The sequence below is a fragment of the Bifidobacterium biavatii DSM 23969 genome (assembly GCF_000741165.1).
Classification (GTDB): domain Bacteria; phylum Actinomycetota; class Actinomycetes; order Actinomycetales; family Bifidobacteriaceae; genus Bifidobacterium; species Bifidobacterium biavatii.
In genome coordinates this window covers 1-25,827 of record NZ_JGYN01000012.1, presented here as the reverse complement: position 1 = coordinate 25,827, position 25,827 = coordinate 1, and the positions used below count along the sequence as shown (strand labels likewise).

At 59.1% G+C, this 25,827-nt stretch carries 15 protein-coding genes, 1 tRNA gene and 1 pseudogene; 5 read left to right on the top strand and 12 right to left on the bottom strand.

Translation table 11 applies throughout. The features are described 5' to 3' along the window. On the bottom strand, nt 1-1,292 hold a 1,292-nt coding region (locus BBIA_RS05330; protein ID WP_035138109.1), incomplete at its 3' end, for a DivIVA domain-containing protein. A gap of 237 nt (nt 1,293-1,529) precedes the next feature. On the opposite strand from BBIA_RS05330, the gene BBIA_RS05325 reads away from it, so the two are divergent. Then, a tRNA-Val gene (locus BBIA_RS05325) sits at nt 1,530-1,603 on the top strand. A gap of 376 nt (nt 1,604-1,979) precedes the next feature. On the opposite strand, the gene BBIA_RS05320 is transcribed toward BBIA_RS05325, so the two are convergent. Then, nucleotides 1,980-2,396 carry a DUF3052 domain-containing protein gene (locus tag BBIA_RS05320; protein WP_035138108.1) on the bottom strand — a complete coding sequence of 139 codons (417 nt, stop codon included), beginning with the start codon at nt 2,394-2,396 and terminating at the stop codon, nt 1,980-1,982. Nucleotides 2,397-2,581: 185 nt separating this feature from the next. Then, the gene (locus BBIA_RS05315) at nt 2,582-3,493 is read right to left on the bottom strand and encodes a S16 family serine protease (protein ID WP_081892064.1); all 912 of its coding nucleotides are present in this window, start codon (nt 3,491-3,493) and stop codon (nt 2,582-2,584) included. 168 nt (nt 3,494-3,661) lie between these two features. On the opposite strand from BBIA_RS05315, the gene BBIA_RS05310 reads away from it, so the two are divergent. Further along, nucleotides 3,662-5,296 (top strand): zinc-dependent metalloprotease, encoded by a 1,635-nt coding sequence (locus BBIA_RS05310; protein WP_033493113.1) that lies wholly within the window; start codon nt 3,662-3,664, stop codon nt 5,294-5,296. A 331-nt stretch (nt 5,297-5,627) separates the two neighbouring features. On the opposite strand, the gene BBIA_RS05305 is transcribed toward BBIA_RS05310, so the two are convergent. After that, nucleotides 5,628-7,400, bottom strand: coding sequence for an ATP-dependent helicase (locus BBIA_RS05305; protein WP_033493111.1), 1,773 nt, complete (start codon nt 7,398-7,400; stop codon nt 5,628-5,630). A 168-nt stretch (nt 7,401-7,568) separates the two neighbouring features. Between BBIA_RS05305 and BBIA_RS14840 the strand changes: the two are divergent. The 3 genes and pseudogenes from BBIA_RS14840 to BBIA_RS14525 all read left to right on the top strand — a co-directional run. Beyond that, nucleotides 7,569-8,928, top strand: a pseudogene (locus tag BBIA_RS14840) (phosphotransferase); the annotation flags it as partial. 854 nt (nt 8,929-9,782) lie between these two features. Further along, nucleotides 9,783-10,007, top strand: coding sequence for a DUF3107 domain-containing protein (locus tag BBIA_RS05295; RefSeq protein ID WP_033493109.1), 225 nt, complete (start codon nt 9,783-9,785; stop codon nt 10,005-10,007). 590 nt (nt 10,008-10,597) lie between these two features. Next, the gene (locus BBIA_RS14525; protein ID WP_162834998.1) at nt 10,598-10,765 is read left to right on the top strand and encodes a hypothetical protein; all 168 of its coding nucleotides are present in this window, start codon (nt 10,598-10,600) and stop codon (nt 10,763-10,765) included. Nucleotides 10,766-11,115: 350 nt separating this feature from the next. Here BBIA_RS14525 and BBIA_RS05290 read toward each other — a convergent pair whose 3' ends face one another. From BBIA_RS05290 to BBIA_RS05265, 8 genes are all read right to left on the bottom strand, one after another. Continuing rightward, nucleotides 11,116-11,313: a hypothetical protein gene (locus tag BBIA_RS05290; RefSeq protein ID WP_033493107.1), complete on the bottom strand. Its 198-nt coding sequence runs from the start codon at nt 11,311-11,313 to the stop codon at nt 11,116-11,118. Between the two features lie 261 nt (nt 11,314-11,574). Then, on the bottom strand, nt 11,575-12,429 hold the full coding sequence (locus tag BBIA_RS05285; RefSeq protein WP_033493105.1) for a hypothetical protein: 855 nt from the start codon (nt 12,427-12,429) through the stop codon (nt 11,575-11,577). A gap of 308 nt (nt 12,430-12,737) precedes the next feature. Then, the gene (locus tag BBIA_RS05280; protein ID WP_081892062.1) at nt 12,738-13,706 is read right to left on the bottom strand and encodes a class C sortase; all 969 of its coding nucleotides are present in this window, start codon (nt 13,704-13,706) and stop codon (nt 12,738-12,740) included. A gap of 35 nt (nt 13,707-13,741) precedes the next feature. Continuing rightward, on the bottom strand, nt 13,742-14,938 hold the full coding sequence (locus tag BBIA_RS13765; RefSeq protein ID WP_160268220.1) for an AbiH family protein: 1,197 nt from the start codon (nt 14,936-14,938) through the stop codon (nt 13,742-13,744). 72 nt (nt 14,939-15,010) lie between these two features. Beyond that, nucleotides 15,011-16,174 carry a hypothetical protein gene (locus BBIA_RS14165; RefSeq protein WP_152600500.1) on the bottom strand — a complete coding sequence of 388 codons (1,164 nt, stop codon included), beginning with the start codon at nt 16,172-16,174 and terminating at the stop codon, nt 15,011-15,013. 880 nt (nt 16,175-17,054) lie between these two features. Then, nucleotides 17,055-18,107 (bottom strand): Cna B-type domain-containing protein, encoded by a 1,053-nt coding sequence (locus tag BBIA_RS05275; protein ID WP_156103672.1) that lies wholly within the window; start codon nt 18,105-18,107, stop codon nt 17,055-17,057. 119 nt (nt 18,108-18,226) lie between these two features. Further along, the gene (locus tag BBIA_RS05270) at nt 18,227-20,185 is read right to left on the bottom strand and encodes an isopeptide-forming domain-containing fimbrial protein (protein WP_035138105.1); all 1,959 of its coding nucleotides are present in this window, start codon (nt 20,183-20,185) and stop codon (nt 18,227-18,229) included. A gap of 376 nt (nt 20,186-20,561) precedes the next feature. After that, nucleotides 20,562-24,746: a SpaA isopeptide-forming pilin-related protein gene (locus tag BBIA_RS05265; RefSeq protein ID WP_160268206.1), complete on the bottom strand. Its 4,185-nt coding sequence runs from the start codon at nt 24,744-24,746 to the stop codon at nt 20,562-20,564. Nucleotides 24,747-25,827 lie beyond the last annotated feature (1,081 nt).

Genomic DNA, 25,827 nt, shown 5'->3' with positions numbered 1-25,827 from the left:
GCGGGCGCAACCGGAACGGTCGGTGCGGTCGCCTCAGCGGCAGCGGCCATCACGTGCACGTCCGGCACGCTCGGCAAGTCGAGCGCCGGCAGGCTCGGACGGAACGCAGTAGGCGCGGTCTGCGCGGCCCGCTCCTGCGACACTTCGGCGATGTGCGCGAGTTGGGCCAGCGACGAATCGGCCGGTACGGACGACGGTTCGGGCACGGGAGTCGACGTTGCGGCAGACGGCGTCGCAGGTTCAGCTGCAACGGGCGCAACGGCCGCAGCGGACGCGGCCGACGGAACGGGAGCAATCGGCGCGGGGGCCGGAGCGGACGACACGGACGCGGTTTGTGCGACCGACGGAGTTGTCGGCGTGACGGAAGCGATCGGAGCGGCCGGAACCGGCACGGCAACGGTCGGAGCAGCGACGGTCGGAGCGGCAGTAGCGGTCGCCGCCGTGGCTGCAGCGGCCGGCACGACCGGCGACACTGGCGCCGGCGCGAAAATCGCCTGCTCGGCCTTGTGCAATGCGTCAAACGATTCGGCTTCGGTCTTGCCGTGATCCGCGTTCTCATCGGCGGCCGGTCGCGGCGCGTCGGACTCCGGGATCAGCGGGGAAACGCCCTGTGCGGGACGTGCGGCGGGCTGCACGGCGGCATCGTCTCGGTCGAGATCGGCGACGCGCGCAAACGATTCAAGCCGGCTCAGCAGCTGCACGCACGCATTGAGGAAATAGTCGACCTGACGTTCGTCGTAGCCGGCTTTGCCCTTGCGCTGCGTGAAGATCGCGGCGCTGACCGACGCGGACGTGACGTTCTTAAACTTGTCCGCGTCCTGCGCGTTCGCACCGTCCACCGCAAGTTCGGCTGCGGCCTTGTCGACGATGTTGTCGATCAGGCGGTCCACCTGCTTGCGATCGTAGGACGGGGTCTTCTTCTGTCCGTCCTGGAAGCGTTCCCGGTGCGCGCGCGAAGCGTGGCTCGCGATCTGACGGTACAGGTCCTCGGTTTGCGCACGCCATGCGACGCGGCCCTGATCGGCGATCTGCGTAGCCGTCTGGCGGTCCACGACCGCGCGTTCGAGACGGGACAGTGCGGCGTCGACCTGCGCGATGTCGTAACCGCCCTTCGCCAGATCAAAGGAGACGTTCTGGATGTCGCGCTGCGTCAGCGCCGACTCGTCGCTGTCGTACAGGGCGTGCGCACGGTCCAAAAACGCGTCTACCTGACCGGTATCGTAGCCGAGCTTCCGCTTTCCCGCGCGCGCGATCAACGCCCCGCTTCGTCCGGCATCAGGTTCCTGCGCCATCGATATCGACCTCCTACGGATAGTTGCATACGGCTTTACTGTACGTTGCGCTTGCGACGCCGCTTGCCGCGACGCCTGCGGCGACATCTGCGCAACCGGGCCGAAACGCGGTGCGACGCGCCGGCACGATTCGCTGTGCTCGGCCTGCCGCCGCCAAAAATCGGGGCGCCCGTCCGCATGCTTCCCTGTCCGTTCCTCGGTGACGTCGAAGCGGGCGTGTAGTGTGCTCTCAGTTGCGGGCGATTAGCTCAGTTGGTTAGAGCGCCACCTTTACACGGTGGATGTCGGGGGTTCGAATCCCTCATCGCCCACTCTCGAAAACCGGCGGAATCCCGTCGGTTTCTTTGTTCTGAACGCCTATTGCCCCATTTTTGAACACAATTTGACCACCATATTCATATTCCCCCGAATCCCGTCTTGAAACCATCTCGACGCTTATGGCCGCCTTGAGCGCCGCGCCCGATCTGCATTCCATTCCGATGGGGTCTCACTGGAGTGACATTACCCCCGGTTCAATCGGCATACTATCCTCAATGTCACGCCGCACAGCCATTTTGCGTGACATTGTCCCCAGTTCAATCGATCTGTTGGTGGCAATGTCACGCAAACGACCATGACGAGCATATGCAAAAGGCCGCCGGAGCGTTCCAGCGGCCTTGTACGGTTGCGTATGACGTGATGTGCGGCTCAGCGGCCCTTGCCGAAGGCGCGCAGCTGGATGCCGTTCCAGTCCTTGCTGACGGTGAGCGGCGTCGCGGCGTTCATGCCGGCGGTCTTGGCGGCGGACTGCACGGTGCTGGAGTTTGCCGCGCCCGGACGACCCGGCTTCGGGGTGAGGACCCACAGCGGGCCGTCGTCGCCGAGCACCGCGTACGCGTCCACGATCACGTCGGACAGCTCGTCCTCGTCGTCGCCGTCGCGCCACCAGATGATCACGCCGTCGACGTCGGAATCATAGTCCTCGTCGACCAGTTCCTCGCCGGTCAACCCTTCGATTTCGGCGCGGACGGAATCGTCCACGTCGTCATCCCACAGCCACTCCTGGACGAGGTCGCCCTTGTGGAACCCGAATTCTTCAGCGTTAGCAGATGCCGTTTGATTCACGCATCACACAATACCAACAAGCGGCGAACAGGAACGTTAACGGTTCACGGCGCGTCGCGGAACGCAACGTCCGACTGATCCCGACCGCGTCGCATCGTCGACTCCAGCTCCCCACGCATAGTACGCATCGCATGCATCGCGCGCATCGCGCGTATTGAAATATCAGCACGCCCGGAGGCACAACGTCACTTGGCCGTGCAGTGCGCCAGCGTCTCCCCCTCGCCCTTGCCGATCGCCACCAGCGCCCGGTATGCCTCGTCGAGCGTTGCGACCTTCACGTCGCGCAGGCCAGACGGCACGTGGCCGACGACCTCGCTGCAATTCGATTCGGGGGCGAGGAACCATGTCGCGCCGTCGCGTTTCGCGCCGAGCATTTTCAGCCGAATGCCGCCGATCGCGCCGACCTTGCCGTTCTTCGACATCGTACCGGTACCGGCGATCGTCTTGCCGCCGGTCTCGTTGTCGGGCGTGAGCTTGTCGATCAGGCCGAGCGCGTACATCATGCCGGCCGACGGGCCGCCGATGTCGTCGACGTGCATGGTCACCTTCACGCCGTCCGTGTCCACGCCGAGTTTTTTCGCGTACGCGAGCGCGGCCGCGGTGGCCGTGTCCTGCGACGAGCTCATTTCCTTGCTGCTTTCCTTCTTGTATTCTTCCGCGGTCTGGCCGACCGGCACGACCGCCTCCTGCGGCATCACGGTCTGGTGCGGGTCGATCCACGCGTACAACGTCTGCGCGTTCGTGACGGGATATCCGGGCACGCCGGACGCGTTGACCGTGACGAGCAGCAGCTTGCCCTTGTCCTGATGCGTCTTGGCGCCAGTGACGGCGATGACCTGCTTGCCGCCGGTTTTGCCGAGCACGTCGGCGGTCGGGCCGGGACTTTCGACCGCGTACGCGCTCGGCAGGCACATGACGATCACGGACAGCAGCACGGCGACCATGCCGGTGAAGTACTTGGGGTTGAGTCCGCGGTACGGTTCCAGCCATGCGCCGATCGCGCCGGGCACGCCGGCGATGCGCCGCAGCAGGCCATGCCGGGATGACGGGGACGAAGACGAAGACGCGGCCGCGCCGTCACGCGCATCGTCACTCATATCGGCGGCGTCCGATTCCGTCGCGTCAGGGACGCCGTCCGGCTCGGCCTGCGCAGCATCGGCGTCGAATATGCCTTCGGCTTGAGACTGGCGTTTCTGGTGCATTATCGGCATACCTCCCATACTATGGAACCAACCGACGTTAACACATGAGGCAGGGAACGGACTATGGACGACAACGCAATCCACCAGTGGCTGATCGAATGCTTCGGCCCGATCCAGGGCGAGATGGCCTACAAGCAGCTCGAGAATCTGCCCGAACCGATCCGCGAGCAGCTGATGAGCCAGGATCCAAGCAAGCTGCCGAAGCCGGCCGAAGTGCAGTCGCTCATGCAGGCGTTCACCGCGGGCGGGCTCAATTCGGTCAGCGACATGCAGCAGACGGTCGCGGCCGGGCCGATCAACGTGAAACTGGCGCGTTCGATCGCGCTGCAGCAGGCGAACGGCGAAGGTTCGCAGGCGACGGTGAGCGCCGTGACCGGCGAGGCGGCACGCCGTGCGATGAGCGAGGCGAACCTGTGGCTGGACACGGCATGCGAGATGAATCCGGCCGCCGGCGAGCCGCAGGTACTGACGCGCGCCGGCTGGGTCGAGGGCACGATCGACGCGTGGGCGAAGTTCGCCGCGCCCGTGGCTGAGTCGATGAACAACGCGCTCGCCTCGGTGATTTCGGAGCGTCTCGGTGACGCGTTCAACGGTGAGATTTCGGGCATGTTCGCCGGTCCGGTGCCGATTCCGATCCCGGACGGCATGAAGGATCCGGCGCAGCTGATCAAGCTGCTGGGCAACACGTCGTTCGCGATGCAGCTCGGCCAGGCGGCCGGCAAGCTTTCGCACGAGGTGCACGGCAGTTTCGATCAGGGCATCGCGCTGCTGTCGAATCCGGCGGGCGGCCTGATCGCGCAAAACGTCGAGGAGTACGCGAAGGCGCTCGACATTCCATCCGACGAGGTGATGTCGTTCCTTGCGCTGCGCGAGATGGCGCACGCGCGCCTGTTCGCGTCCGTGCCGTGGCTGATGCCGCGGTTCGAGGCGCTGATCGGCAAGTACGCGCGCGGCGTGGACATTGACCTGGACGCGATGGAGGAGCAGCTGCGCGAGGCGACCGCGATGGACCCGGAGGCGATCTCCGGCGCGGTGAACCTGACGAAGGTCGGCATCGCGGATACGCCGGAGCAGAAGGAAGCGCTCGCCTCGCTCGAGACGATGCTCGCGCTGGTCGAAGGCTGGGTCGATTGCGTGACGTGGCGCGCCGGCATGGCCCATATTCCGCATATCGAACAGTTGCGTGAGATGATGCGCCGCGAGCGTGCGATCGGCGGTCCGGCAGAGCGCACGTTCGAGTCGCTGCTTGGACTGGAGTTGCGCCCGAAGCGGATGCGCGAGGCCGCGGCCGTGTGGGAGAAGCTTGGCGCGGCGGAAGGTCCGGAGGCGCGCGACGCGAAGTGGTCGCACCCGGATCTGCTGCCGGCCCTGCCGGACGACACCGCCGCCGCGCCCGCAACCGGTTCGGCCTCAACCGGTTCGACCGCGGGCGATCCGACCGTTACCGGCACCGCCGCCAACGGTTCTGATTCCCCGACCGCGCCGGTCACACCAAACGGCGATAACCCGACTGGCGACGGTTCCGCTCACCCGGCAGGCACCGACTCCCCCACTTTCGGGGCCGGACAGTCCGGCACACCCTCCGGCGGCATCGACTGGGACGCCGAACTCAGCAAACTCCTCGAAGAGGATGCCGGCAACGACCCAGACGATTCGGACGATTCATCCGATTCGCCGGATTCACCCACCGCCGAGTGATCGCCAAGCGACCAGTTCCGCGCATGCTGACGCTGTCTCCCTGCGATCGTGGGCATAAACAGTACATCGTGAGCCCCAATTCGTGGGCATAGACGGTACATGCAGACGATCGTGGGCATAAACGGTACATCATGGGCCCCGATTCGTGGGCATAGGCGGTACACATAGACGATCGTGGGCATAGACCGACCATGTACAGGCCAATAATCACCTCTTCATGGTTGGTTTATGCCCACGTTCCCATGAACGACCGGGTAAATGGACGGTCTATGCCCACAACCCGGCAAGCCGAGAGATCGTGCGCGCGATTCCGCAGCTCCACGGCCGTCCACTAGGCCACGAAACGGCTGGGGACGCGGGGGCGGGAGCCGACGTCGCCGTTTTTGGTGACGGCGTAGGAGAGGTGGAGCGTGTCTTCGGCTCGCGTGACGGCCACGTACATGAGCCGGCGCTCCTCCTCCAATTCGTCGCCGGCGTTCGGCGAGCCGAACGGGATCAGGCCTTCCGAACAGCCGATCAGGAACACGTGCTTGAATTCCAGGCCCTTCGATGCGTGAATCGTCGAAATCGTCACCGCTCCCGTTTTCGCGGCGAGGCGCGCGGCCGCCGCACGGTCTTCACCGGTCGCGGTTTTCCCGGTTTTCCCATCGGCGGTCGGGGCATCATCATGCGCGGCATTCGCCGCATCAACACCAGCCACGCCGGCACCGGCCGCAGCTCCGGCACCCCGCACAGCCGCAGCATCATCCGCACGCGAAGCCTCGCGCATCCCGTCCGCAGAATCGCCCGCACGCGCCTCAGTCACACGCACCTCACCCACACGCGACTCATCCGCACGCGCCTGCATCGCATCGACCAGCATCTGCCGTTCCACGGCGTGTTCGTCGACGAGCGCGGTGCCCTCCCAACCCGAGTCGCGGCGCACGCGATACCGCAGTCCGGCTTCGCGCAACGCCGTGCAGAACACGTTCTGCTGCGCGTTGATGCGGGTCAGGATCGCACAGTCGGACGGCGAGACGCCGCGCGCGACGAGCCGCATGATGCGCGAGACCACGCCCTTCGCCTCGTCCTCGTCGCTCACGTATCGCGTGCGTTCGATACGCGCTCCCGGCTCGCGCGCGGAGACGAGCTTGAGATAATCCGTGCGGTCGGGCGATTTGGCGAGCACCTGGTTCGCGTATCGCACGACCTGCGGCGTGGACCGGTAGTCAGTATTGAGGCTCACGTCGGCGGCGAGCGGGCCGAACTGGTCGGGGAAGGCGAGCAGGTCGTAGCTGCTGGCGCCGGCAAACGAGTAGATGGTCTGCGCGGGGTCGCCGACGACGCAGATGTTGCGGTTGCGCTCCCCCAGCCACAGCGTGAGCAGCCGGTGCTGCAGGGGCGAGACGTCCTGGTATTCGTCGACGGTGATCCAGCGCAGGTTGCGGCGAATGTCGGCGGCGATCTCGTCGAAGTCGTCGAGGATGTGGCAGTCGATGAGCAGGATGTCGTCGAAGTCGATGAGTCCGTGCGAGGTTTTTTCCTGCTCGTAGCAGTCGTACGCGTCGGCGAACTGCTGCGGGCTGAGTCCGGCTGGCGGCTGGCGGTGCGTAGCGGCGGTGACGCGCAGGTAGTCGTCGGGTGCGACGAGCGAGATTTTGCACCAGTTGATTTCGGCCTGCACGTCACGCACGGCGAGACTGTCCGCTTCGATGCCGTCCTGGCTGCGCTGCATGGCCTGTGCGACGATGCGCTGCAGTTCGCCGGGTTCGCCTGCGATGCGCGGCATGGGCGCGTCGCAGATGTCCTCCCACGCGTTGCGCACTTGCCGCAGCGCGGCGGAGTGGAACGTGGCGGCGGTCACCGTGTCGCCGACGCCGAGTCCGGCGATACGCGTACGCATTTCGGCGGCGGCCTTGACGGAGAACGTGACGGCGAGCACGCCGGCCGGATCCCATTCGCCGCGCGCGCACGCGTAGGCGATGCGGCGCGTGACGGTGCGCGTTTTGCCCGCGCCCGCGCCCGCGATGATGCGCACGGGACCGTGCAGCGTGGTCGCCGCGCGCCGCTGCGCCTCGTCGAGTCCGTCGAGGATGTGTTCCGCCGATGCTGCCGATGTTGCCATGCGCCCATTGTGCCAGCCGCGTGGGAAAGCCGCGCGGGAAAGCGGGCGTGCTCCCGGGCGTGCCCGTAGCATGCCGGCGTGTCGAAGAATGACATTTCGGGCCGCTTTCCGACACGGTTTGAGCGGCGCATGTATTAGGGTTGAACTGTGACTGAACGTAGCAAGCTCATGCTGGCGGCTTTGACCTCCGCCGCCATGCCCAACATCGCCGTCGCGGGAGTGCGGGGCGACGACCAGACCAGCGCGACCGACGAGGAGACCGGCATCGATCACGCCGTGGTGCAGGATGCGGCCGGCCGCCTGTACGACGTGTTCGCTTCCGACACGGAGGCGGGCCGCAAGCGTCTGGCGAGCCGGGTGCGCGCGGCGCGCACGCTGGCCGAGGCGCGCGAGCCTGGTGGATTGGGGTTTGCGCTGGACCGGGTGCTTGCGTTTGAGCCGGGCGCGAAGAAGGATGGTCCGACCGGGGATACTGCCGTGATGGTGCTCGTGCATCGCGACGGTCAGGCGCGCAATCTTGACTTGCTCACGTTCGACGACAGTGCCGCGATCGGCACGGCGATCGGCGCGATTCACCGTCTGGCCCCGTCGAGCGTGCAGTCGGCCGGCTATCCGATTTTTGTCACGTCGCAGATCCGCGCGCAGTTGACCGCGTGGATCGGGCGGCTTAAGGCGGCGGGCCACATTCCGCCGGAGATCACGGACAGTTGGGCGCGCATCCTCGAAACCGAGGGATTGTGGTCGTTCAACACGTGCTTCGTGCACGGTGGGTTCACCGACGGCGACGTGCTGTATTCGGGGTCGACGATCACGGCGGTTACGAACTGGCAGAACATGCAGGTGAACGATCCGGCGCGCGATCTGGCGTGGATTTTCGCCAAGCTGGACGAGGATCATCGCAACGCCGTGCTCGCCGCGTACGGCCGCATGATGGGCGCGCGGCTGGACGATCTGATCATGCTGCGCGCGAACCTGTGGCTGCAAATGGAGCAGGTGGGCGATTTCATTCAGGCGATCAACCGCGCCGACAACGTGAAGATCATGCAGTTCAAGGCGCAGGTCGACCGTCTGGCACATCAGCTCGGCATCGTCACGCAGCGTGCCAAGGCCGCGACGGCCGCCGTGTCGTCGCGTCCGACCGCGAACGGCAACGGACAGTCCAAGCCGCCGTCGACGATCACCGTCGGCACGCTGCTGGCATGAGGGCGAGCGTCGTCGCGCGGCCGCGCAGGACGCACAGCAGGCGGCGGGAGGCAACGGACAGGATGCCGGATCGTCGAACGCGCGCGACGACACCGCGCAGACCACGGTTCCGTCGCGCGCGTTCGCACCGTCCGCACAGTCTGCACCGTTCGCGCAGGGCATGCCGTACGCCGGCGAAGGCACGGACCCCGATTCGACCGGCGACATGGACCGCACCGGATCGTCCGACGTGGTCGCCGCGGCCGACGATACTGCCGATCGCACGCCCACGTCGACGCCGGCTGCCGACGCTCGTCCGTCGACGTCGCCGACGATCATCGTGTCACGCGCCGAAGTGCAGGCGATGATGGACAGCATCGCCGACGAACTGTCCGACGAGACGAACGACGCGCAGCCGGCCGACGCGTCGGCAACCTACGCAAGTCAGTCCCCTGTCGCACAGTCCCCTGCCGCTCAATCTCCGGTCGCATCGACGCAGGCTGAGCCGGCCGACGACACGGCGTCGTCGCAGTATCCGGCGGCGTACGCTGCTTCTGCGGGACAGTCGGGACAGTCTTACGCGGCGGATGGGCAGCCAGTGGAAGTGCCGGAAGCGCAGTATCCGGCGCAGACGAACTACACGGAATACCCGTCGGCGGCCGATTCGACCGACTTCACGATGCAGTCCGATTCGGCGGCGCAGACCATTCTCATCCCGCTGCTCGAGCAGGAGGAGCGGGCCATGCGCGACGCGCAGATGGGATTGGCGACGCGCACCGGCATGCATCCGGCGGCTCCGGCGGATGCTCCCGTGAATCCGGCGAGCGGCGTCACCATGCCGGTTTCGTTTGCGCCGACTGGTTCCGAGCCGGCGGCTTCCGCTGCGAACCCTGCTGCCGGTACGGTCGCGGATCAGGCCGCGGATCAGGGCGCTCCGGCAGCGGATCAGACCGCTCCGACCGCGGGGACCGCCGCGGACTACGACGATGACGACACCGGCGAAACCACGCCGAAAGCGTAACGTTCGCATGCCAGCCACCCGTTTTGCCGAGCGGCTGGCAGAATGGACGCATACGGGTTGGGCGCGGCCGGATGCGGCCGGGTGCAACTGGACAATTGGACAACCGGACGCAGCCGGGGCAACCGGATGCTAACCGGGCATAAAGGTGGATATACAGGATATAAAGGTAAGGAGCATTCATGGATATCGAACTGGGCATTCGCAATGTGGCGCGTACCGTCACGTTCAGCACCGATCAGGACGCCGACACGGTGAACGCGGTGATCAGCAAGGCCGTGGCCGAGCATCAGACGATCGAACTGACGGACGACAAGGGCCGCCGCATCATCGTGCCGGCCGACGCGCTCGGCTACGCGATCGTCGGCTCGGAAACCAAGCACGCCGTAGGCTTCGGCGCCCTCTGATCCGGGTTCAGACTGCCCGCAGTATCGGAATCTCGCTGCGTTGCGCGATGCCGTATTTCCAGCGGCAGCAACCGCTGCCGCACCCCGAATGTTGCAACGCTCCCCAATGTTGGCGGCAGCTCTCGGCCCCCTCGGCTGAGGGGGCTGTCACGCGCAGCGTGACTGGGGGAGCGTCGCGGCGCTACGCGCCGCCAACAAGCACAGCATCGCGCGACAGCGCGATACCGATACAACACAGGCATGCGTGCCATACATATCAAAATACAGAAGAGTCACGAGAGTCACTAAAGACTCTAACCCTCATGAAACAGTTTGCCCGGTGCTTTCGCACCGGGCAAACCATTAATTTTATATGGAGGAGCCCAAGCGAGTCTCCTACGGTTCGGGTTCTGTCAGGCGAAAGTCTTTGGCGCCCGCCTCGAATTGTTACCCGACAGCTAGCGCAACCCTACCCGCTACGACACAGCATACCACCGCACCACGAACCTCCAGTACACTTAACAACACCAAACCGAATACTGCTAGCGCGGCTTCGGGGAGGTGGCGCCCGACCAGCCGGCCGAACGCCATAATTTATATGGAGGTTTTTCATGGAATCCAATTCCAATGGAAACCGCCCAGGCGATCGCGAATTCCGCGAGGGCCTGATGACAGGATTGTTGGCCGCTCTGGCCGACAAGGTCGACCCCACATGGTCGACGCTGATCATCATCGGCGCTCTCGTAGTTCTCGCGTATAGCCTCCGGCGAGGACGCTGAATATATCTCAGCGTATTACGGCGGAACCTCACGGGGTTCCGCCCCTCGCCAGAAAAATAGATTCTTTGCAATTCATATGTCGATGAATATCAATGACTCCACAAGTTTTCGCGTTCTGACGGGCATAGGATGGCATTCATGGGTGATCTGCCATCCCGTGCCCGCTTCTTGGGGTCATGCGATGGCAGATCGACGGGTTTTACTGTCGCGTGACGGGACCTGTGATCACGGGATGGTGCAACGGCGTTGATTACCATCCAGTGACCGATTGACGAACAGGGAAGAAGGGCATGCGATGGAAAACAATGGTTGATTATCATCCAGTGACCACTTGCAGGCAAACCGCATAGTCACACGATGGCGAAATCTTGTGATACGCCATCCCGTGACCAAGCAAAAACAGGTGCTTCTGCCGTTTTCTTCGCGAGAATGCGCAGACCCGTTTTACGCAGCTTGATCCACTTTTCGTCGGTCGCATTACGCGGAGCCCCATCTGCAGGCAGCGTGTAGGCCAGAATCGGCCTTGTGCCGCTGTCAGTCATGGTCATGGCCGTCTCCTTCCAATTCGCGTGCAATGCCAATATACTACGGAGCTCTTTGCTCACCCCGGAGGCCCGCTGCGAGGTGGTATGCTGTGCCATAGCGGGTAGGGTTGCGTTACCTGTCGGGCAGCAATTCGAGGCGGGCGCCAAAGACTTTCGCCTAACAGAACCCAAACCGTAGGAGACGGCTTTCCGGACTCCTCCTGTATTCAATTTGTAGAAGGGGCGTTCACCACAATACGGTGGACGCCCCTTCTGCACTGAACGCTATTCCAAGTATCGCCACCAGTAGCCGCCGGCGGACCGGTTGTTTTCGATCGCGTGGATGATGGTCATGCGCCATTGCGTGCCGATGGAGTCGGCTGCGGCTTGCAGCGAGGGGTAGGTTTCGAGCACGTTGCCGTCCCGGTCGGTGCGGCAGACGACGCGTCCGTGGCCGATGCGCGGGGGTGTGCTGAGGGGGCGCGTGTCGCCGACCCATCGCCAGAGGTAGCCGGCGGATTGCATTTGGCGTCGGCATGCGATGCGGATCATTTTGGGCAGTACGTGCATGGTTTCGGCGGCGATGATGGTGTTGTTGTATGTTGCGATGGTTTTGAGCGTGATGGGGTCGACTTGTTCGACGGCTCCTTCGCGTCGGTTGCGTCCGTCGAATGGTGCGATGGTGCCGTTGCGCTTGGTACGTCGGCGTTCGCGCGTGGCGTTCGACGCGGTTGTCGTCGCGCCGCGCGTGTTGCTTTCCTGCGCCGATGACGTTGCATCGTCGGAGATGTCGGTGCTGTGCGACGATGCCGATGCTGTGGCGACGCTGTCGATCGTGTTGCCGCGCGACGATGATGTCGCCGCCGATTGTTGGGATTTGGCTTGCGCAGTGTTGTTGGCTTGCGCCGATGATGCATCGTTGTTGCCGGCGATGCTTGTATTGTCATCGTCGCCGCCGGCCGCGGGCCGCTGCTTGTGCAGCGACCATTGATACCCGCAGTATTCGCCGCCTTGGAATACAGCTTCCCGCAGCCCTGCCAGTTCCGCCGTTTCCACTCCCCGCTTCTGCAGCCAATTCAACGCCTTGCGATAGCTGGGAAACGCTTCCACCCCGTCATCATCCCACCGATACAACACCATATTCTTCGCCTCCCTCCAGTGGGTTTCCTGTTTAAGCTGTTTCGGAATCAGCCTTCGGCTGATGCTGTGTTATTTGGCTCCGCGGCGGTGCCGCTCCGCATTGAATCGCGCTTCCACGCGATGCTGTGTTGCCAGCGGCGGCCCAGCCGCCGCAGTGGCAAGTGTTCAACGCACTACGATGCTGGCGGAGCCTCGGCCCCCTCGGCTGAGGGGGCTGTCGACCGAAGGTCGACTGGGGGAGCGTCGCGGCGCCACGCGCCGCCAACAAGCACAGCATCGCGCAAAGCGCGATTCCACTCCCCCACTCATCACCGCTCATCCTCAAAGAACGACTCCCAATCATCCCCACCAGAAGCACCGGAAGAACCACCATCAGCGCCAGAAGCCACCTGCACCTTATTGGTCATCCCGGTGGAATGCCCGCCACGTGGCCTGCGACGCCGCGCAACCAGCCAGCGGACAAGGATGATGCCGAGGATGAATACGGTTGCCGCGACCGAGACGATTGCCGTCGTGTACGTACGCACCGGAGTGTCATAGTCGGTAGTATCAGGCACCTTCGGATTCGGGATGCGATGACCACGCACCAGAAGCCTGTGCGTGTTTACACCGTATGGGGTGCAGGTGACGACAGTCGCATAATCCTTGCCATCCTCGATATTGAGATTGTCCAACTCGTTGGGCAGGACCACACTGATCTTGTCAACCTGATACGTGTAGGTTTCATCCAACACGTGGAACGCGAACGTATCACCCTTCACCAGAGTATCCAAGCCAGTCAGCAGCTTCGCACTCGGCAAACCAGTATGACCCGACACGACGGCATGGGTCGTGGCACCACCAACCGGCAGGCTGCTGCCTTCCAGGTGGCCGATCGCGATCTGCAGCACACCCTCATCCGTACCGTGATACACCGGGAAACGCACCTTCAACTTCGGGATCGTGACGTAGCCCATGATGCCGGTACCCGACACATCAAGAATCGACTCGTACTCCTTCTTCTGCTCATCAGTCAAACGCCAACGATCCGCAATCGAAGGCAACTTCGCGTTATACTCACGCGCAGCCTTCAACATTTCCTGCTTCTTCGCCTTGCTCAGGTCTTCCGTCTGCTCAATGTACGTGGCCACCGCACGCGACTGGTGCATACGATTCCACCAATCCGCCACCGACGGATACGCCAACAAACCAACACCCACCACGAGAACGACAGCGAAAAACGCGGAAATGACCGCGGAAATGATGTCAATCGGCCGTTTATAGTGTTGACTAGTCATCGTATCCCTTTACGTTGATTGCGCTCAGAAAATTCTCATGATGGAATTTGTTCTTGCTCATTTGATGTAGAAATTATCGGCTGATTTTCCAGATCGATTGGCGTGAAATGAATTCTGTTTTCAAGCATTAACCACTGGAGAAGGTTACTCCCTTTTCGTTTGTCGGATAGATCATCACCATATCTACCAATCAGTCTGATTGCAGGAAATAGGAGAGAGCCGAACCACTTTGATTCATCTGGGTGACAGAAGAATAATTGCACATTGCTGTTAGCCAGATCGACACAGTCGAAGATGATTTTAAAATACGAGTAATCGGACATACTTAACGAGTGTCCATAGAACTTGATAGCGGTTACATTTTGTCCATTATCCAGAACTTTGGTAAATGGAGCATAATCATGTAACCGAATTTGACGAGTTAACAGGCGGTAAGTTTTAGTGAAACGGATAACATCATCTGACTGAAGATTAGTACTACCCAGAAGCCCATCAGAGTCAATACCGATAATGATATTACCCTGATCCAGTACTCCATGTACATTGCACCAATCTCCTTCATTTATCAAACGGTCAATACCAGGCGACATGGGTCTAGTGTAATTAAAGGAAATCACTAAGCATGATCCTTCATGACATCCGCCAGCATTGACTATTCTTTCAAAAAGATAATCAGCAGATTTATTATACTTTTCCGTATGCTCATTCAAGAATTTATTCATATAAGAGGTAAAATCTTTTTCAAATTTATCCTGCTCATCTAGGAGAGCAAATCTCCATTCATTGCAAAATGCTCTTACGCTTTCATCATAGGATTTCTCATCTTGACAAGCATCAGGCCAAGGATGAAAACTTGGAAAACCACTTTTGCCTTTATCCGACAACTGTAATTCATCAAAAAGATGCTTCAAATGTTGAGCAATGGGCTTCACATTTTCTGTAGATGCCTGAAATATCGTCTCCAAGCCCTCTGATGATAAAATCCATTTCCGAATGGTCCCCTCGACATCACTCCAGTTATTTTTTCCATTCTCCTTATTCGACGCTAGAAAAACGTTCCACAAGCTATGAATATCAAAATTTTTCTTAGACTCTAAATTCGACAGAAATTTTTCAGAACTTTTAAAACGATCAAAAAAATAATCAGAAAAAGCTGACGGCACCCCGCACTGCTTATCAAAACCATTACCAAGAATAATAATCTGCGAACCAATACGAGACACCGTATTCACCTCCAAATTCCTTATAGATGAATAATTCTTCCTATTCAATCCCGATCGACGAATAAACATCTGTACTACGGATTAACCTTTAAAAATACTTTCAAGTCCTGCAGCCACATCAGTAGCGACTTCTGGATAATTAGTAACCATGACCAGCAGGAAACACGCTACAGCCAAGCGTAATCCGACCGAAACCGCCTTATCGACATCATCCGCAGTGAGCGTCGTCAATTTACGCAAGAGACTATTACCATCGGCGAGTTTCTTAGAGGAACTACCTGTTCCGTTACCATCTATAGGCAAGATTTGAGGTATATCCGTACCAATGCGACTGGAAGCCGAGACCGATGACATATCCTCCGTTCCTAACGCTTTGGAATCAACCGCGCTCTTGAGATCATGATCATTGACCGCGTTGGACATGTGAACATGTGTAACACCAGCCGCACTGTTAGCATCTGAGGTCACAGCATTATTGGCACCAACGCCATCAAGAGCAATGCCCGAAGCCGGTTTGGTCGTAGAATTATTAGCAGACGATGAGTGCGAGGTTACCGCATGAGTCCCAGCGGAACCTGTCTGGCTATCGATTTTCCCAGTCAGACTGACCTCGACATTACTGGAGGACGGTGCCGCAATCCCACCAGAAACATGGAACTCCGCACCAATCCCTTCAGCCCGTTTTCTCTCATCCTTCTCTTGCTTAGCATGTGCATCGCGAACCTTTAGCAGATCAACAATGGAATCCGCAGCCAGTTTGATTACAAAGAAGCACAGGCCCATATATACAATGGTTTTATCCCAATCCAAATTCCGCGTACGCAATGCCGCCAGAACCGCAATAACCCCCATACTAAGCGGAAGAGGAATAATTAAATATCGCAATGGCACCAAACGCCACAATAACAACATGAGCGAAGCAGCAAAACAGATTAAAGCAACACAGTCAAGCAGGAATACACACATGCTGGCAGGATCTACTTTGGGTTCTCCACCGAAAAGCAATCCCTCATGCGCGGCCCATATCGTAATAGCCAAACCAACTAGCGCAAAAACAACGCCGAGCATTCTTCTACAAATTTTAGGGCGGCTGTTATTCAGCTTAACAGCACACGAAACTTTTCTCGAATTCCCATCATCATTTGACGACTGAGAAAAATTTGATACATCTTTATCCATAATTGGCTGAAAGTATTTTGTATATAGATCTTCTGTTTTCTTGTACTTCTTTTTAAACCACCACATATTCTTCTCAGGCTCCTGATTTCGATCCAAATACAAGGGAAGACCTTTCCGGCCGTCGGAATAGGAGTAACGAGCGGCCGGAGAAGGTCTGTTTTGTGTTATACGGGCGATGGGATGGATGAGAGATCACGAGGATTCACGAGGTGAAGAGAGGTGAGGAATGTGAGCCCTCATGCTCATTCATGCCATCAAGTCTTTAATTGTTCGTTTTCAGACCCATGTCTGAAACGGGACTTCCTTTTGAGAAGGAAGTAGTCCCGCGGTTTGGCCGAAGATCAGTGTCCGGCGCACGATTCCAGAAACCAATCCCCAACCATCACCGCGGGAAGCATTGCATTGTACTGATTCAGACAATACGAGCAGCAACCTCGCGCTTCGCGTTGGAATCGCACTGCGTGCGATGCAGTGCTATCAGCGGCCGTTGGCCGCAAACGCTCGCATCGCTCGCGTTATGGAATCACGCTACCGCGTGATGCTGTGTTGTTAGCAGCGCTAACGCGCTGCAGACGCTCCCCCACCCGGCTTCGCCGGGAGCCCCCTCAGCCGAGGGGGCCTGCTAGGCCACCACAACCACTCCGGTTATCGAAGCTCAACCTCCAACCCCAGAAACCCTTCTGAAGCTGGCGGTAGCCTCGACTCCCTCGACTGAGGACCGAGCCATTAACAAACGCCAGAGGCGTTTGTAGGCGAGGAGCGAGCGACAGCGAGCCAACAACACAGTCAGCCGAAGGCTGTCCATAATTGCAGGACGCTGGCCGCCGCATGCGAACTGAGGGAGCGTCGCGGCCGTAAGGCCGCCAACAAACAGCATCGTGCGAAGCACGATTCCAACGCGCGAAGCGCAGAGTCAAAAACCCTGAGACTCGAATCAGCACACTCTTCAGTTATTGCTCTTATGCTTGCGACGCACCCGGAGCACAGCCAAACCGGCACCCGACAAGCCGATCGCACAAGCGGCGGCAGTGGTCACATTCGAACCAGTCTCAGCAGGAGGAGTCCTCGACGGAGGCGTACTCGGCGGCGGAGTCTTCTTTTTAGGAGGATTCGGCGGCGGATTGTACGTATTCGTGATGATCGTCTCATCTGTTTCACGATCCACCAGAACCGTGTAATGCTCAGCGACTGTCTTCTCCACGATCCGATACTCGTGACCAGCGGGAAGATCAGACCACTCGTAAGTCCAATCGTTATCCGCATTCAGCTCGGCCTCTTTATAGACCTTGCCGTCTTGCAGCAATTGGACGATCACCTTGGAAGGACGATTCGCTTCCGTATCGTTCTTCCACACCTTCGTGACCTTCTTCTTCACCTTCTTCTCGGTAGGAGGAGTAGGCGGCGGAGTCTCCCGCGGAGAACACTCCGTCTTCGGTTGCAACGTCACATCCATAGAGCCGGAGTCCGAAGGAAGAACAACCAACGTAGCCGACGGCTTGCAAGTGAGCGAGTCACCGTCGTACGCGTCGACCGTCACCAGATACAATCCCCGCGACAGACCATTGAACACCGCAAGACCGGTAGAGTCTGTAATGTGATCGGCCTGCGACTTCAAGTTGTCGCGGGAAATGTACCCGGCAAGAGTTTCAGCCAACTGACGGAAGGTTTCGGAGTCCGTACCGTATACGTTCCAGTCCACGGAATACTCCTTGAACTGGCTCATCGGCGTAAACCCATTATTAGCATCGTTCCAGTCAGCCACATGATAGAGGTGAGTTTTTGCACCGGGAACCGGAGCATCATCATCCTGATAATTCACCGTGATACTCCCCGTATCTTCCGCATACGCGGTAGACACAGGAAACACCACAGCAAAACCCGTTACGAAAAGAGCCAGTGAGCAGACCGCTGCAAGGACACTCGTCACCCAGCGCGCCCCCAGCGCTCTCACGCCACAACCACGATCAGTACCGTGGCCACTGTTTGCGTTAGTCAACATCGTCTCCCCACAGAGATCCCACAAAGATACAAGAGGTTCTTTGCTTCGCTCCGTCTCGACAACGAAGCGAAGCAAAGAACCCTAGGAAATCCTCAGAATGAGGACTATCAACCCACTATTCAGCGGTTGGAGAAGCGACGACGCAGACCAAACCACAGGCCAGCAGCCACCACGAACGCACCACCAAGCGCGTAGAGGATCACCGTGCCGATGCCACCAGTTTCAGGAAGCTCGGAACCCTTGACGTTGACGATGTTCGTGGAGAAACCGGTGTTGTAGGTGTGCTCAACCTTGTTGTCGGTGGGATCAGTTTCCTTACGATTCGTCACCGACCAGCTATCCTTCAGTTCCTTGCTCTTATCAACCACGCCAGAAGCATCGGCTGAATAGAACTTGAATGTCACCGTGGTCGGACCCGGAGTCGTCTGATCATGATTAGTGGAATAAGTGGCTTCGACCGCGAAGTACTGGTCGTCAATCTTGTTGTAAGTGCTATCCGGCGTCTGGATCTCAGAAAGCTTGTAGGTACCAGAATCAACGCCAGTCCACTTGAACGAAGTCGGCTTGTCGGCATCCTCAGTGGCATCAACCCTCTTACCGTTAACGAGCTTGTAACCCCACTGGTCCGCAGTTCCAGCGGTAACGGAGTCACTAGCTTCGGCCTTCTGCCACGGACCCTGCTCACCCACGGTCACCCAAGAACCCTGCTTCGCCTTCTCGTCAACAACCCACTTTTCCAGGCGGAAGCCGGCACCCTTCAGAGGCTGACCATCCTTGTCGACCTTGTTGGCGTTGAGGTCGAAGGTGAAGACGGTGACGTCATCCCACGGGGAGTGTCCCTCACCCTCGTCGTTCGGATTGTTGGAGTACTCGAGGCGAGCCTTGTTCGGGTTGCCCGGCTCACCAATCACAGCCTTAGAATTCAGCGTGGAGTTGTAGTCGACGACGATCTTGTCACCAGCAGCAACAGTGATCTTGGTACCAGCAGCACCATCTTCAGGAGCGGTATAGAGATCCTTAACGTCGGTGAAAGCAATACGGAACGTATCACCATCCAGCGTCTCAACCTGAGTCGGAGCCTGAACCGTAAAGTTGGGGTGATCCTCCACGGTACCCTGAGCATTGGTCTTCTTGCCAGTCTGCGGGATCGTGGTAGTCGTCCGACCGTCCTTCGAAACGACCGTGACCGTGAAGGTGCTGGGGGTGTCCAGACCCCCGCTCTGCTGATCACGGAAAGTGAGCTTATAGGTATCGTAAGCAGCAAAACGAGTTGCATCGTCCGGCAGAGTGGCAGTCAGCTGGAACGGAACCGAGTCACCGATATCGTAGTCGGCGCCATCCTGCCAGTCGGACGGGTTCTTCGGATCAGTGGTAGAAGTAGCAGCGGAGTCGTTCTTCTCCTGAACCTTCTTAGTGAACCCCGGCACCTTGCTCTTCGGCTCAAGATCCTTAATATCCTTGACGACCTTGAGCATGTACTCAGTGTAAGCAGCATCATCAGTGGACGGAACACTGTCGTTCATGATGATGTAGTAGCCGTCGGCGAGACCAGAGAACTTGTAACTAGTGGTCTTGTCACCTGCCATCTGCGCCTCCGCAACATGCTTCTTAGTAGCGTCGTCGGTCAGGTGCTTAGCGACGATCTTAGCGAAGGCCTTAGCGAAATCCCTGTTAGTGTTGTTCTGGCCGAGCACATCAGCCACATTCTTCGCAGCATTCGCATCGTCCGCGATACCAGCAAACGGGTTAACCTTGTTAGTCTGCTGTTGGCCACCCTCACCCGTAGTCTTGACCACGATCAGGGCAGAACCGCTGTCAGTCTTAATGCCTTTCAGCTCGGTCAGAATCTCAGAGCCTTTGACGCCTTCGCCCCAAGTGATGTTAGACAGAGTCTTCTCATCATCACTCAACGTGCCGGCAAACACCTGATAAGCGGTATAACTATAACCAGCTACATCATTCTTGATAGTGATCGTATGCGATCCAGCCGCGAAAGCGGTGGTGGGGGCTACGAGGCCGGTGACGAGCATCGCCACGGCGGCCACGAGGCCGAGAACGGCCTTGCCTAACTTCTTCATGATTACTCCTTTGAGTGATCTTCCTTGATTTGGATTGGGTTAAGTTATGAAAATCTTGGTGAGGAGGCGGGAGATTGGGCGTTCCTTAACACCCGTAGGTTTCCCCGCCTAGTTCTGTTGCTTTTGGAGGATTTCTGGGTTCGTGGAGTGGTGAACGCTCCCCCACCCGGCTCCGCCGGGAGCCCCCTCAGCCGAGGGGGCCGAGAGCTACCGCCAGCTTGAGAGGATTCTTGAGCTATTGAGGGAGCGGCGGCTGCTCGCCGGAGGCGAGCTAGCAACACTGTCTCGCCGTAGGCGAGGCCGCGCCGCGACAGCGGGGCTCCTTCAACGAATGACAGGGAAGGTTATGGAGGACCTCCCTTCGGGGAGAGACGATTCATGAGCGACGCCTCCTTGCCATCAGGGCCAAGCCGAACGTCGCCACGAGAACGGCGATCAGGCCGGAATGGAGGAAGACGGACGTACCCTCACCGCCGGTCGCGGGAAGCTCCACACCCGGGTTGTTCGGGATCTTGTTGCCCTCGACATCTTCTTCCTGCTCGGAACTCAACGGCACGATACCGAAATCGGACAATGACACATTCCCAGACACGTCGGCATCGGATTGTACTGCTGACGTCGAAGTCACAGGACGATGAATCTGCACCGTACCAGCCGTCGAACCGATCGTGAACTTGTACGTCACTGACGACAAGTCATATCCAGCCGGCGCCACCGTCTCCACCAGCTCGTACGAACCGAACTTGAGACCGGTCAGCTTGATGATGCCGTCAGCCTCGTTCTGCACGTTGCCGGATTGATCGGTCTTGCTTACATCAGACAGCTTCTCACCGGTACAAGTCGGCTTGCTGTCAGACTGGGCGATATCACCTTTACCATCAACCACGCAGTACACGGTGGTATTAGTGCCAGTCGAACCAGTCGGCGGAGTAAACGTCAGCTTCCACTGCGCACCCTTCAGGTACGTATCAGCGGTTGGGTTCTTATCCTCCGAACTCACCTTGTACCAAGTGATCTCGGTCGGCTTGTCGGAAATGGCATTGCCATCACCCGGCTTCAGGTTCTTGTTGAAGTCCTGGTTGGCATTCGCCTTTTCGAGGCTCGGCCAGCCGCCTTCCCAATTGACCTGAAGAGCGCCTTTCTCGTCCTTGTCGATCGTGATCTTGTACACGTTCGCATTCACCGTGTACCCGTCAGGCGCACCGGACTCGGTCAGCCAGTACGTGCCGGGGTCAAGATCGATGACCTTGAACTCGCCCGCGTCGGAATCCACATCATCCAACGTGTCAGCCACAGCCTGCGCGTCCACGACAGCCCGCGTCTTATGCTCGACCGTCTCACCGGACTGCTCTTCGTCCGCAATCGCATCGGCCACGGCATCCTCGGCACCAGCTGCTGCATCGGACTGACCGGCCGCAGCATCCGCGGCATCATCCGCCGTATCCGCGGACCGATCAGTCGTATCAGCATCATCGGCGGCAGTTTCGCCGGACTCAGCAGACTCGGCAGCGTCAGTCAACGACGCTTCGTCAGCAACATCCGCAGACTGCCCATCCGCAACATCAGCCTCGTCCAGATCAAGCGACATCGGCTTGACCGGGGAACACGACGAGTTAGACGGATAACCGGCAGTCATATTGCCGCCGGACACGGTCACGGCCTCAGCGTTCGCCGGGAACGTGAAGTTGCCGCCGCCATTCTTGCCGTACCAAGCTTTATCATCCCCGTTACGCTTGAACCCGAATTCCACATTGCTCGCGGTCACTCGCGGAATACGGGCGACCTTCCAGTTGCCGTCGCATGTGGCGACGGTCATGTTTTCGGAATCCTGCCAGTTGCTGCCGGTGCCGTAATGCACCCGCATGATATCCGCGCCCCACGCGCCCTCGCCGCTCGACGGGAAGTAAATGTACGTGTACTGCACCGGGGCTTCGTTGGTCACGTTCACGATGATCGCGCGCGACTGCGTGCCGGCGGTTACCGTGATGCTCGCGGTACCAGCCGCGACGGCGGTGATCTTACCGTTTTCGTCGATCGTGGCGACGCTCGTATTGCTGGATGCGTACGTTGGCGTGACGGCGGCACCGTCCGCGGTTGTTGCGGTGACGGTCAGCTGCGCGGTGCTGTCCTTGATCAGATCGATGCTGCTGCCGTTCGGCAGTTCCGTATTACCGTGCTTGACGCTGAATGTCGAGACGTCGGGAACGTTCGCGGAGACGGTGACGGTCAGATCCGCGCAGACCGGCTCGACTTTATTGCCGTTGCCGTTCTTCTCGGACACGGTGCAGACAGTCGCCTTGACCGTGCCAGGTCCGATCGTGTACGCGGTGGACGTGCCGTCGTCGTTCAGGTCGATGCGCAGGATGTTCTTGTAGTTCTCGGTCTGGCTGCTCCAGTAGACCTTCTGCACGGCGGTGCTCGGCGTGACCTTGGTCGTCAGGTTGACGGTCTCGGTCATGTTCATCGTCAGCTCGGTGATCGGGTTGGCCGTATCCGAAGTACGGTAGATGCTGACGCCGTTTGCGCGAACCGTGTTGTCCTTGACGGTCCATGACTGGTCGGCACCGCCGTTTTCACCCTTTTTGGTGAGCGTCCACGACGAACCGGCGAGCAGGGACGTGCCGTCTTCCTTGGTCTTCTTCCACGTCAGGGACGTGCCCTTCTTGTCGTTGCCGATCTTGCCGTCGGGCGCAACCTTACTGGCATTGTTTGAGACAGTGCCATCAGTGTTGAACTTGGCATCCGTACCGTATTCAACAGTGACGGTGGTGCCTTCCTTGCCGGACTTGACCATATATATGGTGTCGCTCGGCTCGTAGTCCTGCGGGGCGCCGATCTCCTTGACGTAGTAGGTGGCGTTCGTGTTCAGGCCGCCGACCTTGATGATGCCGTCCGCGCCGTTGAGGTCGACGATCGGCTCGTTGTCGGTGACGAGCTTGAGGGGGTTCGTGCCGTTCTTAGCATCATTCTCAGTGGCGTAGATCGCCCAGCTGGAACCGGCGAGCTTCTTCGATGTGTCCGCAGCGTCAACCTTCGTCCACTCGAGCGCAGCGCACTGCGACGTATAGTTACCCGACCACGGCAGATTGTGACGCTCCTGATCCATATCGATCACAGAAGCAGTCTTCTGACCACCGTCGTTGATGAACGCCTTACCTTCACCATTCTTGGTGTTGCTCGGATTGTACATGGAGAAGTCTCCGCCAACCCATACGCGGCCATTCGTGCTCACATGTGACTCGAAATTGCCGGTCGGTACCAAGATGGAACCCATCATCGCAGCAGCGGGGTCATCATCAGTGGTGATGCCGTCCGCATTGTTCCACGCATTGTTATGGTTGACGTAATTCTTCACTTCCACGTTGCCGGACGCCTTACCGCCACGAATGGTGACATTGTCGGCATCAGCAAAGTTCCAGAGGATCTTAGAAGCTCGTTCCGCATACGTTTCAAATGCGGTCTTCTGCTTTTGATCGGTGCTGTTAATATACGACGGGTCCCAGTAGCCATTAGACAGGTCAACCGTATTCCCGTCCGTGTCAGTCCACAGAAAACGCCATCCGTTATGGAAATCGATGTTCTTGTTGCTACCAGTCACATTGATGACGATGGATGTGTTTTCGGGGATGTTCTCGAACTTGTAGCTGATACCAGTCTGATCGCTGGTTGTAGCCAGCATGCTGGAATCCACGTTAAATACCTGCAACGCGGACTTGCCGTCACCGTGGAACACCAGCAGCTTCTCTTTGAGAGAGTTGTTTGCAAATGTGAATTTGTAGGAAGTCTCCTTGCCCTTGCCGTAGTTGTACTTATAACGCACATAATTCGAGCCGGGGTTGTTGACATCATCCGTGGTCAAATCGTTCTCAGCGACGGTCACCTTCATCTCGTCGGTGCCCTTGTAGCTCTTCATCTGAGCGGACAGATCCTTGAGGTACTGACCGTAATTAGAGAAATCAGAGGAGTCGACATTATCGCCGGCATCATTCTTCAAACCGTGAATGCTCTTCAGCGTATCTGACTGGTTCCACTTCACGTGATCTTTGGTACCGGAATACGGTGTCACGGCAGAGAATATAGTTTGACCGTCATAACCGTACAGCTGGCTTTCCGAACCGGCAATGGAAGCCGTGTAATTCGACTCGGCACCAGTCTCATTGTTGATCTTGTAGTTATCGGTAAGACCAACAACAGACCGGCCCTTATCCTTATCCGGCGTCGGAGCTTCAGGGTCCTTCCACGCATACGCGTGACCACTCGGAATAGTGCTGTTGGAATTGCCTCCAACCGTAAGCACCTGCGTGCCCTGCTCCGGCACGAACTGCGAACCGAATGCAACCATGCCCATGTTGAAGAAACCCTTCTTCAACTTCGAGTACAGGTTGCCGTTGACTATGGTTGCACCTTCGGCCTCGGCCGCATACGAACCATCAGGACCACCACCGGTAGCACCATTATTGTTTGCCAGATTATTGCTGCGCTTGCCGATGAACATGTCACCACCGACATAGGTGGCGACACCAGTATCAGAAGAGTTGATATCGCTGCTGGAATCACCCATCGTACCGACGGTAGGCGTGCACAGACCAGCTACACCGTTTTGATTAGCGCGGGCATCGCTGGCGTAAGCGGCAATGGGAGAGGTGATGATGCCGGCGAGAGCGGTACCGAACATCATGGAGACGGCGAGGGCAGACGCCGCTAGTCGGTTAGCGTATACCCCCCCCCCGCTTACGGGTTGTCAGTGATAGCATCGCTCTCTCCTTCGGGCGTATCGCTTGGGTGCCGCCCTCGGCCGTGTGGTCGTTCGTCGTTCCGACTCGAATGCGCGACGACTGCGGGCGCATCCTCATCCGTTGCCCAGTCAATAGCAGGCAAACAGCACAGCGTACGTTTGCAGGTGATCGTCGCCGCTTCTGGCAGCCTCTCTCACCTGCGTAGGGCACTGTTCTGTCTACCGCATCTCCCTAGCCCCCTACCATACTGCGAACGGTTTCATTAGGCAAGCTGGGAAAGTGGCAGTCGGAGGCATGATGCAAAAAAGGTCGCGCTAACAATGGCGTTATTCCGCCATTTTCATAAATTTTCAACCACGGCGTGTCGTGATTACGGTTGCAAAACAGCTCTCTTTCATCATCCACATACCGAGATGAAGTTCTTCCCAGGCTGCCACACCGTATATAAGCAGTCGCGCCTATGCTGCGCCGCGGGTGGCGGTGCGATGCCGGCACAACAGTCACGTCAGTGTCATACACGACGCCACAATGCGAAGGGTCAAATCGAGAAGGAACGGGCTGAGGGAAAGCTGCGACTGTCACGGCCTTGATTGTGGAATCGCGCTGTGCGCGATGCTGTGCTTGCTGGCGGCGCGTAGCGCCGCGACGCTCCCCCACCCGGCTTCGCCGGGAGCCCCCTCAGCCGAGGGGGCCGAGAGCTACCGCCAGCATTGGGGAGCGTCGCAACCGTTCGGGGTGCGGCAGCGATTGCTGCCGCCGACAACACGGCATCGCGTGACAGCGCGATTCCGATACAACAGGCGTACATGTCATACACACCACAACGCGAAGAGCTGATAAAGCTGCATACTGTTGATTTCGTGTAAGAAGAGTGCCACGGGCGGGGATTCCGGCTACCGCCAGAGG

Coding starts and splice junctions, on each gene's coding strand:
- BBIA_RS05275 (WP_156103672.1), bottom strand. CDS start 18,107: ATGTTGACTAACGCAAACAGTGGCCACGGTACTGATCGTGGTTGTGGC.
- BBIA_RS05265 (WP_160268206.1), bottom strand. CDS start 24,746: ATGGGTGATTCCAGCAGCGATATCAACTCTTCTGATACTGGTGTCGCC.
- BBIA_RS05290 (WP_033493107.1), bottom strand. CDS start 11,313: ATGACCATGACTGACAGCGGCACAAGGCCGATTCTGGCCTACACGCTG.
- BBIA_RS14525 (WP_162834998.1), top strand. CDS start 10,598: ATGGAATCCAATTCCAATGGAAACCGCCCAGGCGATCGCGAATTCCGC.
- BBIA_RS05315 (WP_081892064.1), bottom strand. CDS start 3,493: ATGAGTGACGATGCGCGTGACGGCGCGGCCGCGTCTTCGTCTTCGTCC.
- BBIA_RS05310 (WP_033493113.1), top strand. CDS start 3,662: ATGGACGACAACGCAATCCACCAGTGGCTGATCGAATGCTTCGGCCCG.
- BBIA_RS05305 (WP_033493111.1), bottom strand. CDS start 7,400: ATGGCAACATCGGCAGCATCGGCGGAACACATCCTCGACGGACTCGAC.
- BBIA_RS05280 (WP_081892062.1), bottom strand. CDS start 13,706: ATGACTAGTCAACACTATAAACGGCCGATTGACATCATTTCCGCGGTC.
- BBIA_RS05285 (WP_033493105.1), bottom strand. CDS start 12,429: ATGGTGTTGTATCGGTGGGATGATGACGGGGTGGAAGCGTTTCCCAGC.
- BBIA_RS05270 (WP_035138105.1), bottom strand. CDS start 20,185: ATGAAGAAGTTAGGCAAGGCCGTTCTCGGCCTCGTGGCCGCCGTGGCG.
- BBIA_RS05295 (WP_033493109.1), top strand. CDS start 9,783: ATGGATATCGAACTGGGCATTCGCAATGTGGCGCGTACCGTCACGTTC.
- BBIA_RS14165 (WP_152600500.1), bottom strand. CDS start 16,174: ATGTGGTGGTTTAAAAAGAAGTACAAGAAAACAGAAGATCTATATACA.